We start from the raw sequence: 14933 nt of genomic DNA on the forward strand, positions 1-14933 counted from the left end.
ATAAAGCGGCCCATGATTGGGCGATCCGGGAATGGAAAGAGTGCCGGGAATGCTCTTGATATCAAAGCTTGCGGGATCCACGAAAGCGTGCGGCTGGAAGAGCCATTCGCCATGCAGCGAAACATTGCCCTGGCTCACAAAATCCCAGGTTTGAAGATCCATTTGCCCCTGACGCAGGGACGGCTGCTGACGCGACGGCAACGTCATCAGCTGACATCCGCTGAGCAAGAGCCAAAGGCCTGCTAAAAACCAAAGGGGCATGGGATCCTCCTCATCTCCTTTCGGTAAGAAACCGCAAAACGTTGACCTCATTCATGTTCAAGGCTTTTGATTTTTTTCGAAAGACAGCAGGTTTTCCCTCTCAAAAGAAGTGATTTATTCAATGAAACTTAAGTGAACCATCCGAACGAAAGCGGAAAATCATGTAGCCCTTGTCCCGGCGAATTTTGCTGGTGTTCTTTCGCTTTGTCTTTCAGTTGACCACATGACGAAGCCTGTGTTCTACTCGCGCTGTTTCATCCAGACATTCAAAATTTGTTTTCGGGAGATCGTGTATGCGTTTGAACACCCGTATGCTTGCGGTGATGGGAATGCTTGTGGGGCCTGCGTTTGGCGTCATGGCCAGTGAGAATTGCGAAGTCAGATCCGGCTGCAATGCAGCGGCCCTTTGCGCAGCTCCAGAGGACACCAGCGCGGCTGGTGCATGGACCGTCGGTGCCCGCACAGTGAATATCAAAGGCCTGACGGTCGAAGTCTGGTATCCGGCAGAGGGCAATGCGTCGCTGGCTGCATTGCCGAAGGAATACGACATGCGCCTCTGGCTTCCGAGCAAGGAGCAGAAAAAAATTCCGGATGACAAGGTTCCCGAGCAGGTATGCGACTGCTATGCGGATCTGCCTTTTGATGCGGAGCATGGCCCTTACCCCGTTGTGCTCTTCGCGCACGGCACCGGCGCCTTCCGCACGCAAACGCTCTCGCTCATGACCCACCTCGCCAGCCGCGGGTTTGTGGTCCTGGCTGCGGATCATCCTGGCCTTTACCTTGGCGATCTTCTGCAATTTAAATTTGGAGCCAAGGTCACCACCGACCTTCAGACTGTTTTGAATGCGCTGAAGTCCAATGCCCCGGAACTCAGCTTCCTTCAGAAAAAAGTTGCGCTGAATCACATCGGCCTTATCGGTCACAGCGCAGGTGGTAACGCCGTATCGAGCCTTTCGGGCCTGGAAGGCGTGGAATTCGTCGTGCCGATGGCGGCGGGTGGAACGCAGAATGGACCCGATCTGAAGGGTTCTCTGATCATGGGCGCTTTGAATGATAAAGTCGTGGCCTATAGCCGTCAGCAAAGTGGCTTCGCGCAATCCCCCAGTCCCAAACGTCTGGTTGGAATCGCCAACGCTGGACACCTGGCCTTCTCCGATCTTTGCGCGCTGAAAAACAAGGATGGTGAGGATATGGTCGCCGTGGCCCAGAAATATAAGATCGCCAATGCCGGCTTTGCCACCGGCCTTTGGGATGGCTGCGCAGACGGACAGCTCGATCCCGCTCAAGCCAAAGTCATCGTGAATTATGCGGTGGCCGCCGGAGCGGAAGAGGTGCTTCAGTGCGTGGATCGCACCGACTCCTTCAAAAGCCTGAAAGGCCGTTACAAGGACGTGAGCGAGTACAAGGAAGCCCTCTGATTTTCATCCTTTCGATTCTTGGGAGGGATTCTGCACCACGGTTCTGCACCGTGGTGCCTTTTGCCCTTTATTTGCCTTCGAAATTGATCATCCATTTGATCCCGAAACGATCCGTCACCGACCCAAATCGTTTCGCCCAGAATGTTTCTTCAAGCGGCATATCCACGCTCCCGCCATCACCCAAGGCCTTGAAGAGGCGTTCGGCATCGGCCACGGTGTCGACACTGAGCGTGAGCTGAACCGACGATCCAAACACAATCGGCTGCCCCTGACCCATGCTGTCGGACGCCATGATCATGAGGCTGCCTTGGGTCAGCGCCCCATGCATGACGTAGTGACCAAGACCAGGAGGAAACTCACCACCTGGGATGTCTGCATAGGTCATCACCTGCAGGTCCCCACCGATGTGCTTATGATAGAAGGTCATGGCCTCGCGGCAGTTGCCATTAAAAAAGAGATAGGGATGAACTTGAATCATGAATGGGCTCCTTATTCATTGTCCGACCTTAGTCGATCAGGGCCGGGCCTTTTCGACAAAAATTTTTAGAGTTTATTTCACTGTCTTTTCAGGGACTTGAAATCTTACCGACCCGGCATTTTCTGCCTCTTGGGGACTTTCGAGCCGCACCGATAGGTCTATCGCAGATGATTCCAAATATCAGCGGAGTTGGGGCATGGCCAAGAAAGATGAAAAGGTTCCGGATACCCTTGAGTTCGTCGAAGGACTCAAGCGACGTTGGATGGCGACGGTCGATGCCATCGTGGATCCGCTTATGCTGATCGACAAGGAATTCAATATCATTCAGGCCAACCGGGCCATGGCCTCCTTGTCCAACCGCGATATCAAGCAGGTCATCGGCAAAAAATGCTATCAGATGTTTGCCGGTCGCAGCTCGCCCTGCCCCGGTTGCCAGATGATTGAAAGCATTGATACGCAAAAGCCTCTGACCTTCGATCTGAAGCAGGTCTATCCGGGCCGCATCTACGAAGTCGCCTCGCAGCCCATCTTCACCCACCAGGGTGATCTGGAAGGCGCCCTGCATATCTATCGCGATCGCACGCTGGCCAAGCAGCTGCAGAATCAGCTGATTCAGCATGAAAAGCTGGCTTCCATCGGACTTCTGGCAGGCGGCATCGCCCACGAGATCAATAACCCCCTGGCTGGAATCCTGCTCTTCGCCCAGATGCTGATGCGGACGATGGATAAGGAAAGTCCGCATTATCAGGATGTCGTGGAAATCGAATCGGCGGCCAAACGCTGCAAGACCATCGTGGAAAGCCTGCTCGATTTCGCCCGCAAGCAGCCGGCCATCGAAGACAAGAAGAATGAAGGGGTCGTCGATCTTCAGGATGCCTTGGAATCCGCCCTCCGTTTCTCGACCGTCGGCGGTGCGGCCGATCGCATTGAAATCCAGGAGGACTGGGGTCCGCATCGGGCCACGACGCGCGGCAATCGCAACAAGATCATCCAGGTTTTCCTGAATCTCATTCAAAACGCGATCCAGGCCATGCCGAACGGTGGGAAACTGAAACTCCGCACAGGACTTTTGGATGATGATCGCGGAAACTGGGCCGTGGCGGAAGTCATCGACTCGGGTATTGGCATTCCCCAGGAGCACCTGAAAAAAATCTTTGATCCCTTTTTTACCAGCAAGGGGGAAGGCCAGGGCACAGGCCTCGGTCTTTCCATCTGCCATGGCATCATCCATGATCTGCATGGCATCATCGAAGTGGAAAGCAAACTGAATCAGGGCAGCACCTTTAGGGTTCTGGTGCCACGCCCCAACGCACTTGAACAGGCTGGGTGAAACGTGGAGCATCTGCCGCGCAGCAAAGTATCACCGGAACGCTTTACAACCCATGCCGCCCTTGGGTGCGCAGCGGCTTTGAGCGCGGGCATGATGCTGATCGGCTATAAACCGGGCAACTCCCATCCCTTTCCTGTGATCTTTCCCCTGCTGCTCGGCATCTCGGGTTTCGGTGCATTGACGGGTTTTTTCATCAGCCTCTTCATCGTCCTGCGCGAGGCTCGCAGTAATCTTATGAGTTTCCTGCAGCTCGCCATCTTCGGCAGTGCGGGCCTTCTTTTCATGCTGCAGTTTATTTTCATGCAGCTGAACCTGACAGCGGGCGTCACCTATGCCCTCTATGCTTTGCTTCTGCTCACGCTGGCTTTGATCCTGAATGAAAAGATGGCGAGGCTGCTCGGCAGTTCCTATGTTGAACGCACAAGCCTGGCCCTGGTCATCGGTCTTTTGAATCTTGGTTTTGTCACCTGGGATCTGCGTCTTCTGCAGTTTCAAGGCATCGAAGAGCCCTCTTTGACCTGCGTGCGGAATATCTATGCCTGCCTTCTCCTTCAGCCGCTCATGATCCTCGGCATCCGTCGCCTGACCGCGCGGCAGGCTGGAACGCGAGGCTCGCGTCGCCGTCTGAAGTCTTCATTCCGCCGTCATCCCGATCGTTTTCATTTCTACGTCGCGCACTGGATCAGCTGCGCTTTGGCCGCAGGCTTCAGTCAATGGCTTTTGAGCCAACACGCCCCGGATCATCCCACTGCGCCCTGGCTCGGTTCCAAAATCGTCTGGGGCACCATTACCCTGGCCTGGATTCCTGCTCTTTGGCAGCAGCTGAAACACTGGCAGCAGGCCCAGATCCTGCCCAGAAACATTCGCAGCCCCTGGCAGTCGGGTGGCGGACGCGCCGAACAATTTCTAAGGCAGCATCATCTGCCGCGCGCCGCCCAGGAAACATGGCTCGGACTCCGCACAGCCATCATCATGATCGATCATGATCCGCATGAAGACTGCCGCGTGCATCTGCCTGCCCTTCTTTATCGAGCCAGGCAAATGCAGTGCGAACAGATCATGTCCCGGATTTTCTCCGAGCAGATTCTGAGCACGCAGACGCAGGGCTCCCAGATCCTGGTGTCAATGGATCCCGAGCACAGCATCATGAGCTGCACCGAATCCCTTTTGATCCTGACCGTACTTTATCTGGATGGCCTGCCGCTTGTGGAAAAACGCCTGAAGCAGCTCGTCCGCCTGCTGCCGCTCTTGGATCCCGACCTCGCCCGCGTGCTATCGGAACACAAGGTCGAGCAGCTCTTCAGCCGTCTGCAGGGTTTCTTTCATCTCGATTACAACTGGATCGATCAGTCGATGCGCAGCGGGGATGATGAGGCCAGCTTTGATGTGCGTCTTGAAAATTTGAATCCCCGCGAAAGGCAGCGGGTTTTGACCCAGCTGAGTTCCGCGCAGTGGCTCGGCAACTTCATCTGGATCAGCGAATCCGCACGCGATCGCCTGAAAACCGAATCTCCTTTTCTGGCCTCGACCATCGAACGCTGGCCCATCCAGCTGGAACAGGTGCATGGCAAATCCATGGAAACAGCCATTTTCCTGATCAAATTTGAAAACCTGATTCCGCGTCTGCAGCGTTATCATGCTCTGGATGAAATCCGCAGCCGCCTGGCGCCTCTGCCCCTGCCGCCTCTATCGCAGCGGGTCTGCGAGGATATCGAAGCCAGCCTCGGTCGGGATCCCGATCATATCGATCTGCAGCAGCATCTGAAGACCATGAGCGATCACGACTGGCAAGGCTTCCGGGCCAAGGATATGGCGCTTGATATCCTTCTGAAGATGGTGGCCCGTGCCGATCTTTTGGAGCGCAATGTCCGCATGCATAAAGAGGACTGGCAAACCTTCCGCCGTGATACGCGGGAGCTGGTCCAGAAGATTGGTTATCCCAGCCAGGAATTGCATAAGGCGCATCTCAGCAAATTGGAATTGCGTCAGCTGCATGAGCTGCAGCGCATCTGCCTGGAACCCGATCATCCCCGCTGCCGCGAAGCCTGGCTGCTGCTGGCGAGTTTGCCGACCCGCACCCTGAGTATGGATGCGGTGGGTCAGCTGATGCAAACGATTGCCGCCGCCTGTCGCGCTCCGGCGCTCCGCAGTCACGAAATTATTCTGCATAAGGCGGTCGAAGCCTTCTTCCACCTTGCCAGGGCCCTGCCCTTGAATCGGGATGGTGATGTGAGTCGAGTCTTTGAAATTCTCGCCCGCACTCTGATTGAAGTGGAGGCGGATCAGGAACTCCTGCTCGCCTTCATGGATGGCAAGCTTGCGATGGATCAGCAGCGTGGTACCGAAATCACGGTCTCAGGACCTGTGCTCCTGCAGTGGAAGGAAGCGGTCGAAAACATCCTGCAGGAACCCGATCTGCCGATCAGCATTCAGGCCGCCATTGATCTGCGCTGGAGGAGCTTCTCCAATTCCAACGATCCCCTGCATCGCGCGTCATGATTCAGGCCTGCAGGGGCGTGGATGCGGCTTCAAGCAGCGGCAGACGCAGAACAAAACGTCCTCCTGGCCCCCGCTCACAGCTCAGATCGCCCCCATACTGCTGAGCAATGCAGCGGGCGCTGTAAAGGCTTAATCCAAGACCCGCCCCCACTTCCTTCGTGGTAAAAAACGGCGTAAAAATGGAACGCAGCTCGTCATCCGACACACCGGGTCCATTGTCTTCAATCCTGACCATGAAACAGGACCCATCGCCCATCAGACTCAGAATGATATGCGGACGGTCCCGATTGACCAAGGCCTCCAAGGCATTGCGGATCAGACTGTCTACGACTTCCAACACGCTTTGCCTATGGCAGAGGACGCGGTCGCCGGGCTTGACGTTCTTGCGAATCAAAAGAGTGATCCCTTGTCCCTGGAGCACCCGACTGCAGCGTTGACCGATCAGTTGGGCCATATCCGTGACGAGGCAGGGTTCCGGCTGTTCGACCGGGATCAGGCTTGAGGCCAGGAGCCTCTGCAGTATCTGATGAATGCGTTGAATCGCATCATAACCGCGGCGAATCCTTTGCTGGACTGGCGGCTCGCGGAATTTTTCGTAATGGCTCTCCAGGTTTTCAAGGGTCAGCTGGACTATGGCGAGGGGATTATTGATCTCATGCGCAGCCCCTGCAGCCAGCCGTCCGATCGCTGCGAATTTTTCATCGCGGGCTTTCAGGCGATTGAGCCGCAAAGCCCGACGAAAGCCCGCATGGGTTTGCCAGAACACCAGCAGCGAGGGGGCGATCACACCTATGAAGGCTCCGGTCGCAAACATAAGCGTGGCAAAAGGTTCAACCTCCGCCGGCAGCGGCTGATAGCCCGTGGGGAAAACAGTGAACTCAATGCCTATAAAAAGAACAAAGGCTCCCAGTGTACTGGCGACGATCCAACGCCATTCCTGGGAACGAAAAAGCAGAAAAGGCAGAAGAGCGAGGTCGAGGCAATAGAGGGAAAGCTGCGTCGCATGCCCAAACAGAAAAACCCCAAAGGCAACACTGGCAAGCGTGAGTGCGACATACAGGATTCGAGCCAGAAGGAAGCAGCGCTGCCGCGCGAAGAGATGAATGATGAAAAAAAGACCGAGAAAGGGCAGGGTCGCAGAGAGAACTCGTTCGTAGTATCCAAAGACGATGAGGATCAGACCAAAGGCCAGAGTCAAAGTGCTCGACAGAATGAGCGCGCTATTGAAAACCAAAAGCTGCAGGCGCAGACCTCGCTCCGGCAAACGCTGCGCACCGAGAGCGAGAATGGACTCCAGGGTCAACTTGAGACCCGTACTGGAATGTTTCAAAGGCGCATCCTCTCCGTTCCAGGCATAAGGCCCGATTCCCGCCCATACTAACGGGAAAGAACGGGAATGAACAGGTGAGGATGGCGTCTTAAGAAAACTTAGTCAATCCCTGGAGCACTTGCGGATCTCCTCATCAGGGCTTCCGCGTCGGCTCCCAAAAGCGGGCTGTATCCGGTATCCCATAACGCTTCCGAATGGTTTTGTGAACGTGATCGAGTCCCTGATAGGAAAGGATCACTTCCTCGTGCCCCGGTTCGACAATTATGTGGGCATAGCCTCGCTTCTGATACCCGGCGTCATTCAATGCGACTTCCAGGTCATTGATATTCTGGATAGCGCGTCCATTCACTTCGGTGACGAACACATCCTCCATATCGTGATAGCCCTTGTTGTACTCGATCGGCAGAACCCTTTGCAGCACCACGGCGCGGGCTTTGCCGTCGGCGCTCGGGTTTTTGTGGAATTCCGCTTCAAAAAGATAAGGCAGGGGCGCGCGACGTTTCCACTGCGATCCCCAACTTTGCATAAGACCTGCAGAGAGTTCCTGAAACAAAAACCCACCAAAAATAGTATAAACCGGCTGCGACAGCGCGGGCGGAGGGATGCGTTCATGCGAGGGATCATAAGCGGGCAGCACCTTGTCCACCTTGATCGTCTCGCCTCCGCGCAGAAGCGTCAGACGCACACGATCTCCGGCTGCTATCTCGGCCAGCTGGCTCATGAAGGAAATGCGGCCCCAGCGTGGATGCTCATAGGACCCGCGCGCAGAAACGCGCACGCCGTGAAACTCAAGCAGGACATCGCCTACCTGCACGCTATCGACAAAGGGAGAATCCGCGTGCACCGATTTGATCCATACGCCATCGCTCACCGCACTGGCTTTGGCATATTCGCGCAAATAAGGCGAAAGCATCGAGCTGACCTGAAATCCCGGGTCCACGAAACCGCGATAGGGCGGTTTGCGCCAGCCTTCCAGAAAACGTTTCAGAAGCCGGCTCGGCAGGGCATAGACGGAACTCGCCGCCTGGCCGATGGCGACCCCGACCAATTTTTCATCACGCACGATCGGCTCGAACCATCCATATCCAGCCCGTCGCAGTTCAAAGACATACTGCGGCAAAGGATATTCGACGAGGTAGACCGGGCGAACCTCGACCTCGCGCAGTTTGATGGCATTGTTGACCAGAGTCTCCCCTTCCAGCGCCTGATAGAGATTGACATTATCCCCAAGGCTCAGGTCGGGTCCCAGCGGCAGCGCTTCGAGGGCCTGCGGGGCGGCATCTTCAAACCGCAGGATCGCAAGATTCGCAACATCGTCGACAAATTCAATGCGCAAGGGATAGCGCCGCGGATCACCCAGTTTTTCGGCTTCAAGATGTCGCGCTTCCTTCACGGCGAAGGCTGCTGTCAAAAGCGTTCGCTCATCCAGCACCAAACCCATATGAACCATGCGTTCATTCTGTTTCGCCGTCCAGGGCGCATCGTAGTCCGACCTTTGCACGACCGAGTGCACACGCAGGACGCTGTTTTCCAGACTTTTGGCAAAAGCCGGCAGGCTGAACCAGCATAGGATAAAACTCAAACAGAGTGCTTTCATTTTTCCGCTCCCCAATTCGCCGTGGCTCCATCTTCATCAGGACCAAGCCAACGCGTCAGAGGAATTTTGTAACGGCTGTTGATAACCTGATCCGCGCTTCGGGAAGCCGCAAGAGGCAGAATCAAAGGCACTTCCTCCTGCCAGAAATCAAAGACCAAATGCGAGCCCTCGGCCTCGTCGATGGCCCGCGCCAGATCATCGAGCGACAAAACTTTCTTTCCATTCACGCGCGTCACGACCGCATCCATGAATGGACCAGAGAAGGTATTCACGGCATGCGGCAGGCGTTCGGCCAGCACGATGACATCGCGTGCGCCCTCAAGATCCTTGATCTGCGAAAAATGATTATGAATGTAACGCAGGGGCAGAGGCGCATCCAGATACCAGCTGCGTCCCCAGGTCTCAAGGTAATCGCGACTGAGGCTCGTGAAGACAAGTCCAGCGAAACTCAGAAAGCGCGGCTGATTCCAAAAGATATGCGCGCCATCGTAAAAGGCTGCCTTCGCCTTCAGGACCAGCTCGACTGTGCGACGCTTCCCTTCCCGCAGAATATCCAGCTTCAATGGATCACCGCGCTGCTTCAGATCATAGAGAACGCGAAAGGGCAGACGGTCGCGCAGATAGGAAATCTTCCCGTCAATGCCCACGGGTTTTCCATCTATCGCCAGGATGATATCCCCTGAATTCACCGCACCGGACAGCGGCGAATAGGACGCCACTTCACTGACCTTCACGCCGCCTTCACCGGCCTTGAGCCCGTGATAGCGCCGCGTCGCGGTATTCTGCAGGGCATTGTCCTGCACGTTGAATCCCTGCACCGGATGACCATCGTAACGGCCATCGGCAATATCGGTCAGAAATCTTTTGATCACGGGCGTGGGGATGATATAGCCGGTATTTTCCGCGCCGGTATAGGCCTGAAAAGCCACTCCGACCGCTATTTTTCCCTGCAGAACAGGTCCCCCGCTATTGCCGGGATTGATGGCGGAATCCACCTGCACCAGAAGGTGACTGTCCGCAGCCGAGTGCACATAGCGCCGATAACTGACCCGCGAGACCACGCCCTGTGTGATCGAAAGCTGCTCGCCCCCCGTGGGATAGCCGACCGTATTCACCGTCTCGCGCACATCGGGAATATCGCCGAAGGCGATCGGCGTCACGCCGCTCAGATACGCCGGATCCTGGACCTCAAGCAGCGCCAGATCACAGTCGTGGGCCATGAATTTAACGCGGGCGCTCACGGGTTCATCATCACCGTCCTTCAGAACGGAAATGAATTTGCCATTCGCCACCACGTGCGCATTGGTCAGAATGCCGGCCGGCCCAATATAAAATCCGGTACCGGACGAGGACTTCACCGCCTGATGATTCCAGGGTTGCTTGTAATCAGGTTCCTGTGAAATGACCTGAACTTTGAATATAGCCTTGCGCACCGCTCCCAGTTCGACGGCGCGCACCGGCCTGGATCCCACCATCACACACAGGACGGCCAGGATCCTCCAGCCTTTTTTCATCATAGAAAACCTCAAGGCGTATCACAGCCCGCAAAAGCCTGCGTGCTGATCTGTCGATAGGCGCTGCAAAGATCCGTGCGTTCCTGCTCACTCAGTTGGCCCGAATCTATTTTGCTGGAAATTTGTTTTCTCAGTTCCGTGGCCATGCCTTCCGTCAGCTGATCCTTGAAAGCCACCGCTCCCTGATCCTTGCCTTCGGCTCCCCCGCCTGCACCGCTGCCGATTTTATCCTTCTGGCCCTGAAGCTCAGCGATCGCATCGACGATGCCTTGGGAAACATCCTCGGGCACCGCGGCCATATTTTGAAAAGCCAGGGATACCGTCTGCAGATCATTGAACATGGCCGTCAGCATCGAAGCCCTGGCTGCGCCTACGTCCGTTGGAAGAATGATATCGACCACGGCGGCGAGATCCTTCACCGCCTTCACATACTCGGTCAGCGAGGGTATTTCACTGCGACTCTCAAGGATGGCGGCACGTTTTTGCAGATTGGGCGTGACTCCATCCTGAGTATAAAGAACTACCTGATGAAAGGCGATCGCTTCCACAAGATGCGCCACGGCCCACACGAAAAGTGCGTTGCTGCCGGGATTGTCTATTTCTTCATCAGTCTGGCAGCTTTCTGCACCATGACGTATATCAGGCTGCTCACCCAGGATTTTCACCGAGGCCGGCATGAACGGACACAGGACAAGGGTTGCGCGGGCAATGTGAGAAAGGGTCGATGAATCCGAATCACGAGCCTCGACAGAATTTTTCGGCAGGTAGACCGGCAGATCGCGGAACGGTCCCGAGGTCGGCGCACCTTCCAGCTCGCCGAGCCTATTGCCCGGCAGGGTAATGGCCTCGTAATCACTCGAACCCAGTCCGACGAGGCTGGCCAGGGATGTGAGTTGCCCTGAAGCATTGCTCTCGCCTGCAGACGCGAGAGTCGCGGCTTCGCCCTCTTTCTCCTGGTTCTTTTCCATCAGTTTCCGCGCGAGCTGAAACATATCCAGCCCCGCCACACCCAGATGACAATAGCCCACCTGCACGGCGCACGCGCCGCAGTCCGGCGCCAGGTCCAGGGATGCTGCGGCATCACGCAACGCGCCCTCATAGTCGCCGGCATCCAGACGAATCCGGGAGCGGGACAGAAGCGCACCGGCGTCGTGCTCGACACCGGGGGCCGCGATCAGACCCATGATATTGCTCGATTCGGAACAGCCAGGCAGCAGCAAGGCGAGAAGCAGCGGCAGGCCCGTTATCCAGCTCGGGATTGCGCGATTTTGCGGAACACTTCTTCCCATGATTCCATGCAATCCAGTACCCTCTGAAAGGTCGTTCGGATTTCCTTGGGATTAAATGGTTTCTGAATGAAGCCATCAGCTCCATCATTGTAGCAGGTAACGGCTTTGGTATAACTCATGTTTCCGGTGATGATCACAGTTTTAATACCGCGGCCCATCTGTTTCACGCGCAGATTGATCTGATCCCCGTTCATGCGCGGCATGCGCACATCCGTGACGACGATGCGGACCGGGTTATTCTCGATGAATTCGAGGGCTTTTTCCGGGTCATGAAACGACTGGATGGTAAAGGCCCCGGGGCACATGTCCTCCAGGTATTCGGAAAGGATGTCCGAGAGGTCCTCTTGATCGTCCACCATCACCATGAGATAGGGCTTGTTGAACACAGGCTTGTCCCCCTTCCTGAAATCTGGAATGGATTACCCATCACGTTTACAGTCCTGACAGATGCTACTTTATTGTCTTTGATTTAGGCGGGCGGTGCAACCGGGAGCCTGCAGAATAAAACCGGGGTTCCAGCGCCGCTTGAATTCATAGCGCAAGGGCTGGCCGCTTTTCATTTCCAGCATGGAGCAACCGGCTGCGCGTGCGACCGCATCACCGGCGGCAATGTCCCATGCCGACAAGGGGCTGAAGCGGGGATAAAAGTGGGCCTCGCCTTTGGCCACAAGGCAGAACTTGAAGGACGATCCGATTTTGATCACGCGGCTCAGATCATTGTCCCGAAGGAAACCGTCGAATTCCTTTTCGGGTCGCGAGGCACTGCAGACAGCGACCCGATCGGGACCCCATACCGGCTGCACTCTTTTTTGATTAATGCGCAGACCTTCATCGGAACCGTAATAGAGTTCCTCGCGTTCGGGGGCATAAACCACGCCCGCCACCGGTACGCCTTCTTCGATCAGAGCTATATTCACGGTAAACGTCGGACGGTGGGCGATGAACTCTTTGGTTCCGTCAATCGGGTCGATAAGCCAATATGACGATATTTGATCCGCGTCCGGCGATGCTTCGCCAGTGCCCTCTTCAGAAATAATCGGCAGAGACGAAAACTGCCGCAGGCCGCGGCAGATAATCTCATTGGCCAGCAAATCCGCCTGAGTGACAGGGGAATGATCATCCTTGGTCTGGACATCCAGACGGCCATGACTATGTATTTTCATGACGGCCTCACCCGCTTCCAGGGCCAGGCTTTCCAGACGCAGGAGGTCTTTCATACTTTCACGCTATCACCCATATAACTTTCCACGATGTCGATTTCCTGAGCGATTTCCGTACGTTTCTCGCCTTCGGGATAGGCATCGAGGGACTTTTTCAGTTTCTTTTGATAGGCCGATATGACTTTGAGTGCGTGGTCGTCTTCGAGGGAGCTGCTGCGTTGATCGGAAGTCATGGCATACTTGAATTCGGAGAGCAGCATGCGCAGCACGCCGGTTCTGAACTTGTCCTTAGCCTTCATGGCGTTCTTCATGTCCTCGGCGATCCGTTCCATCAAAGTCAAAACACCTGCTCCTTCGGTGGTTGAACCAGCACATGCCTTGAAGGTACCGTAAAGAGGCGCCACCTGCCACGGATTTTGCTTGAAAATCCTGAAGGCTTTCTGGTACATCTCAGGTCCTGGCATTGGCTGCTTATGATTTAAGGATATCAAACCATGGCAAAAGGCAAAAACGCCCGCGAACTTATCCGCCTCGTTTCTTCCGCTGGAACTGGCTATTTCTATACGACCTCGAAAAAACGCGGTCAGGAAAAACTTCAGTTGAAGAAATACGATCCCAAAGTGAAGCAACACGTTGTGTTCAAAGAAGCCAAGATCAAGTAATTGATCCTGTCTTTGTGAATATAAAAGCGAGCCTGGAGTGCATCCAAGGCTCGCTTTTTTTCATTCGAGGACCGAGAAATCAAAGATCCCCGCCTCCCTTTGCTTCAGCTGCTCCTGCACGCTTGTGCCTGAATACTGCATGACGTCAGCAACCTCGGCCGATGTCCTGAGGCTCTGCAAGAGCTTGGCCTGCTCCTTCCGCACTTCAGCCGCTGTTTTAAAGATGACGAGCCCCTGGAAATCCTGAGCGACCAACGGCAGGGGAATACCTCGCAGCTTCGCATAGGCTGCATAGAGCCGGTTCTTATCCCGCGCTCTTTGAAGCCTCTCCTTCACATAGGCTTGGATCTTCGGTCGATGCTGGTCGAGGGCGGACTTGCGCGTGACCACGATATCATAAAGCTTTTCTGGAAAATCAGCGCTGGTCGCCAGCACCTGAGCCCCACGGGCCAAGGCCTGGCGCGAATAAGGCTGCCAGTTCACAGCCCCAAAGAAGCGGGTTCGACCAATGGCCTGGGGTGTGTTTTCGACCTTCACATCCTCCATGACCACATCGCGCAGGCTGAGGCCCTGACTCTTCAGATAAAAATTCAGCAGCACCGTACTCGTCGTACCGCGCTGCAGGGCCCAGCGGGAGCCTCGCAGCGTCCCTGGATTCCCCCCTTTCTGTCCCAGGACCTGATCCACCCCATCAGAGTAATTGACGAGCGACACGATGCGCGAGTCCACACCCTCCAGGTCGCTCGTCACGAAAATATAAGTATCGGCCATGATGAGATCGAAATAGTTCTTTTTAAAGCGGACCGAGCAGGCATGAACTGTCGTTTGACTGACTTCGTAATCGTCCTTGTGGTCCAGAAGGTAATCGAGGGCGATCGCATAGCTCGGAAAATCACCCACGCACACACGAAGCTTTCGTGTTTGAGCTGACATCTGTAGCGGCATCCCAAGCGCAAGACAGACAAGGAGTAACAAACGGACCATGGCGTCCCCATTCTGCTCGCTTCGAGCCTTGGGAAAATAAACCCTATCTTAGCATGGCCTATGTCGTCTGAAAAAGTGGGGAAAAGCGTGCCAGAATTGGCGTTGAAGAGGATTCCACGCACCTCGGGGAGTGAGGTGCGGGACCGCGATTCGTAAGCCTCAGAGGACAGGAAAATGAATGAACTGATAAATCATCAGACTGGACGCCAGCAGTACCAAGGACACAAGACAGAGAATCGCGTTGGTCAGGATTTGCATGCGGGTGCCGCGTGTGGCCCGTCCATCAAAGTTCATGGTGCCATAAAACTGGCGATGAACCTTGCGCCACTCCAAAACCAGAGTGCGTGCACTCATGACGGCTGTAACAAGACTGAGAGACATGATGATTAGGATAATGCCCTGAGCCATACT

15 protein-coding genes are annotated in these 14933 nt (G+C 55.4%); 4 read left to right on the top strand and 11 right to left on the bottom strand.

Annotated elements, in window-relative coordinates; genetic code table 11:
• Positions 1-261 (bottom strand): hypothetical protein (locus VFO10_RS27395; RefSeq protein WP_325145205.1); only part of this gene is annotated, 261 nt, incomplete at its 3' end.
• A gap of 293 nt (positions 262-554) precedes the next feature.
• On the opposite strand from VFO10_RS27395, the gene VFO10_RS27400 reads away from it, so the two are divergent.
• Complete coding sequence (locus tag VFO10_RS27400; RefSeq protein ID WP_325145206.1) at positions 555-1679, top strand: alpha/beta hydrolase family protein; 1125 nt, start codon at positions 555-557, stop codon at positions 1677-1679.
• Positions 1680-1746: 67 nt separating this feature from the next.
• On the opposite strand, the gene VFO10_RS27405 is transcribed toward VFO10_RS27400, so the two are convergent.
• Complete coding sequence (locus tag VFO10_RS27405; RefSeq protein WP_325145207.1) at positions 1747-2157, bottom strand: VOC family protein; 411 nt, start codon at positions 2155-2157, stop codon at positions 1747-1749.
• 196 nt (positions 2158-2353) lie between these two features.
• Between VFO10_RS27405 and VFO10_RS27410 the strand changes: the two genes are divergently transcribed.
• Both VFO10_RS27410 and VFO10_RS27415 read left to right on the top strand, forming a co-directional pair.
• Positions 2354-3487 (top strand): two-component system sensor histidine kinase NtrB, encoded by a 1134-nt coding sequence (locus tag VFO10_RS27410; RefSeq protein WP_325145208.1) that lies wholly within the window; start codon positions 2354-2356, stop codon positions 3485-3487.
• A 3-nt stretch (positions 3488-3490) separates the two neighbouring features.
• A complete protein-coding gene (locus VFO10_RS27415; protein WP_325145209.1) occupies positions 3491-5986 on the top strand; it encodes a hypothetical protein in 2496 nt (831 codons plus the stop codon).
• A gap of 1 nt (position 5987) precedes the next feature.
• On the opposite strand, the gene VFO10_RS27420 is transcribed toward VFO10_RS27415, so the two are convergent.
• The 7 genes from VFO10_RS27420 to VFO10_RS27450 all read right to left on the bottom strand — a co-directional run bounded on the left by VFO10_RS27420 (position 5988) and on the right by VFO10_RS27450 (position 13208).
• A complete protein-coding gene (locus VFO10_RS27420) occupies positions 5988-7316 on the bottom strand; it encodes a HAMP domain-containing sensor histidine kinase (protein ID WP_325145210.1) in 1329 nt (442 codons plus the stop codon).
• Between the two features lie 133 nt (positions 7317-7449).
• Positions 7450-8913 (bottom strand): PDZ domain-containing protein, encoded by a 1464-nt coding sequence (locus VFO10_RS27425; RefSeq protein ID WP_325145211.1) that lies wholly within the window; start codon positions 8911-8913, stop codon positions 7450-7452.
• Positions 8910-10430 carry a S1C family serine protease gene (locus tag VFO10_RS27430; protein ID WP_325145212.1) on the bottom strand — a complete coding sequence of 507 codons (1521 nt, stop codon included), beginning with the start codon at positions 10428-10430 and terminating at the stop codon, positions 8910-8912. Before VFO10_RS27430 ends, VFO10_RS27425 begins: the two co-directional genes overlap by 4 nt.
• Before the next feature lie 8 nt (positions 10431-10438).
• A complete protein-coding gene (locus VFO10_RS27435) occupies positions 10439-11716 on the bottom strand; it encodes a hypothetical protein (protein ID WP_325145213.1) in 1278 nt (425 codons plus the stop codon).
• Positions 11671-12102 carry a response regulator gene (locus VFO10_RS27440; RefSeq protein ID WP_325145214.1) on the bottom strand — a complete coding sequence of 144 codons (432 nt, stop codon included), beginning with the start codon at positions 12100-12102 and terminating at the stop codon, positions 11671-11673. The genes VFO10_RS27435 and VFO10_RS27440 overlap by 46 nt, the downstream gene beginning before the upstream one ends.
• Positions 12103-12171: 69 nt before the next feature.
• The gene (locus VFO10_RS27445) at positions 12172-12933 is read right to left on the bottom strand and encodes a 3'(2'),5'-bisphosphate nucleotidase CysQ (protein WP_325145215.1); all 762 of its coding nucleotides are present in this window, start codon (positions 12931-12933) and stop codon (positions 12172-12174) included.
• Positions 12930-13208 carry a GatB/YqeY domain-containing protein gene (locus VFO10_RS27450; RefSeq protein WP_325145243.1) on the bottom strand — a complete coding sequence of 93 codons (279 nt, stop codon included), beginning with the start codon at positions 13206-13208 and terminating at the stop codon, positions 12930-12932. Before VFO10_RS27450 ends, VFO10_RS27445 begins: the two co-directional genes overlap by 4 nt.
• Positions 13209-13370: 162 nt before the next feature.
• Between VFO10_RS27450 and rpmG the strand changes: the two genes are divergently transcribed.
• Positions 13371-13538 (top strand): 50S ribosomal protein L33, encoded by a 168-nt coding sequence (gene rpmG / locus VFO10_RS27455; protein WP_325145216.1) that lies wholly within the window; start codon positions 13371-13373, stop codon positions 13536-13538.
• Between the two features lie 60 nt (positions 13539-13598).
• Here rpmG and VFO10_RS27460 read toward each other — a convergent pair whose 3' ends face one another.
• Positions 13599-14522, bottom strand: coding sequence for an ABC transporter substrate-binding protein (locus tag VFO10_RS27460; RefSeq protein WP_325145217.1), 924 nt, complete (start codon positions 14520-14522; stop codon positions 13599-13601).
• 159 nt (positions 14523-14681) lie between these two features.
• Complete coding sequence (locus VFO10_RS27465; protein WP_325145218.1) at positions 14682-14930, bottom strand: hypothetical protein; 249 nt, start codon at positions 14928-14930, stop codon at positions 14682-14684.
• Positions 14931-14933: the final 3 nt, after the last annotated feature.

Origin of the sequence: Oligoflexus sp. (assembly GCF_035712445.1) — a bacterium.
In the GTDB taxonomy this organism is placed as follows: Bacteria; Bdellovibrionota_B; Oligoflexia; order Oligoflexales; family Oligoflexaceae; genus Oligoflexus.

Coding starts and splice junctions, on each gene's coding strand:
- VFO10_RS27400 (WP_325145206.1), top strand. CDS start 555: ATGCGTTTGAACACCCGTATGCTTGCGGTGATGGGAATGCTTGTGGGG.
- VFO10_RS27445 (WP_325145215.1), bottom strand. CDS start 12,933: ATGAAAGACCTCCTGCGTCTGGAAAGCCTGGCCCTGGAAGCGGGTGAG.
- VFO10_RS27460 (WP_325145217.1), bottom strand. CDS start 14,522: ATGGTCCGTTTGTTACTCCTTGTCTGTCTTGCGCTTGGGATGCCGCTA.
- VFO10_RS27450 (WP_325145243.1), bottom strand. CDS start 13,208: ATGGAACGGATCGCCGAGGACATGAAGAACGCCATGAAGGCTAAGGAC.
- VFO10_RS27405 (WP_325145207.1), bottom strand. CDS start 2,157: ATGATTCAAGTTCATCCCTATCTCTTTTTTAATGGCAACTGCCGCGAG.
- VFO10_RS27465 (WP_325145218.1), bottom strand. CDS start 14,930: ATGGCTCAGGGCATTATCCTAATCATCATGTCTCTCAGTCTTGTTACA.
- VFO10_RS27430 (WP_325145212.1), bottom strand. CDS start 10,430: ATGATGAAAAAAGGCTGGAGGATCCTGGCCGTCCTGTGTGTGATGGTG.
- VFO10_RS27410 (WP_325145208.1), top strand. CDS start 2,354: ATGGCCAAGAAAGATGAAAAGGTTCCGGATACCCTTGAGTTCGTCGAA.
- VFO10_RS27425 (WP_325145211.1), bottom strand. CDS start 8,913: ATGAAAGCACTCTGTTTGAGTTTTATCCTATGCTGGTTCAGCCTGCCG.
- rpmG (WP_325145216.1), top strand. CDS start 13,371: ATGGCAAAAGGCAAAAACGCCCGCGAACTTATCCGCCTCGTTTCTTCC.
- VFO10_RS27435 (WP_325145213.1), bottom strand. CDS start 11,716: ATGGGAAGAAGTGTTCCGCAAAATCGCGCAATCCCGAGCTGGATAACG.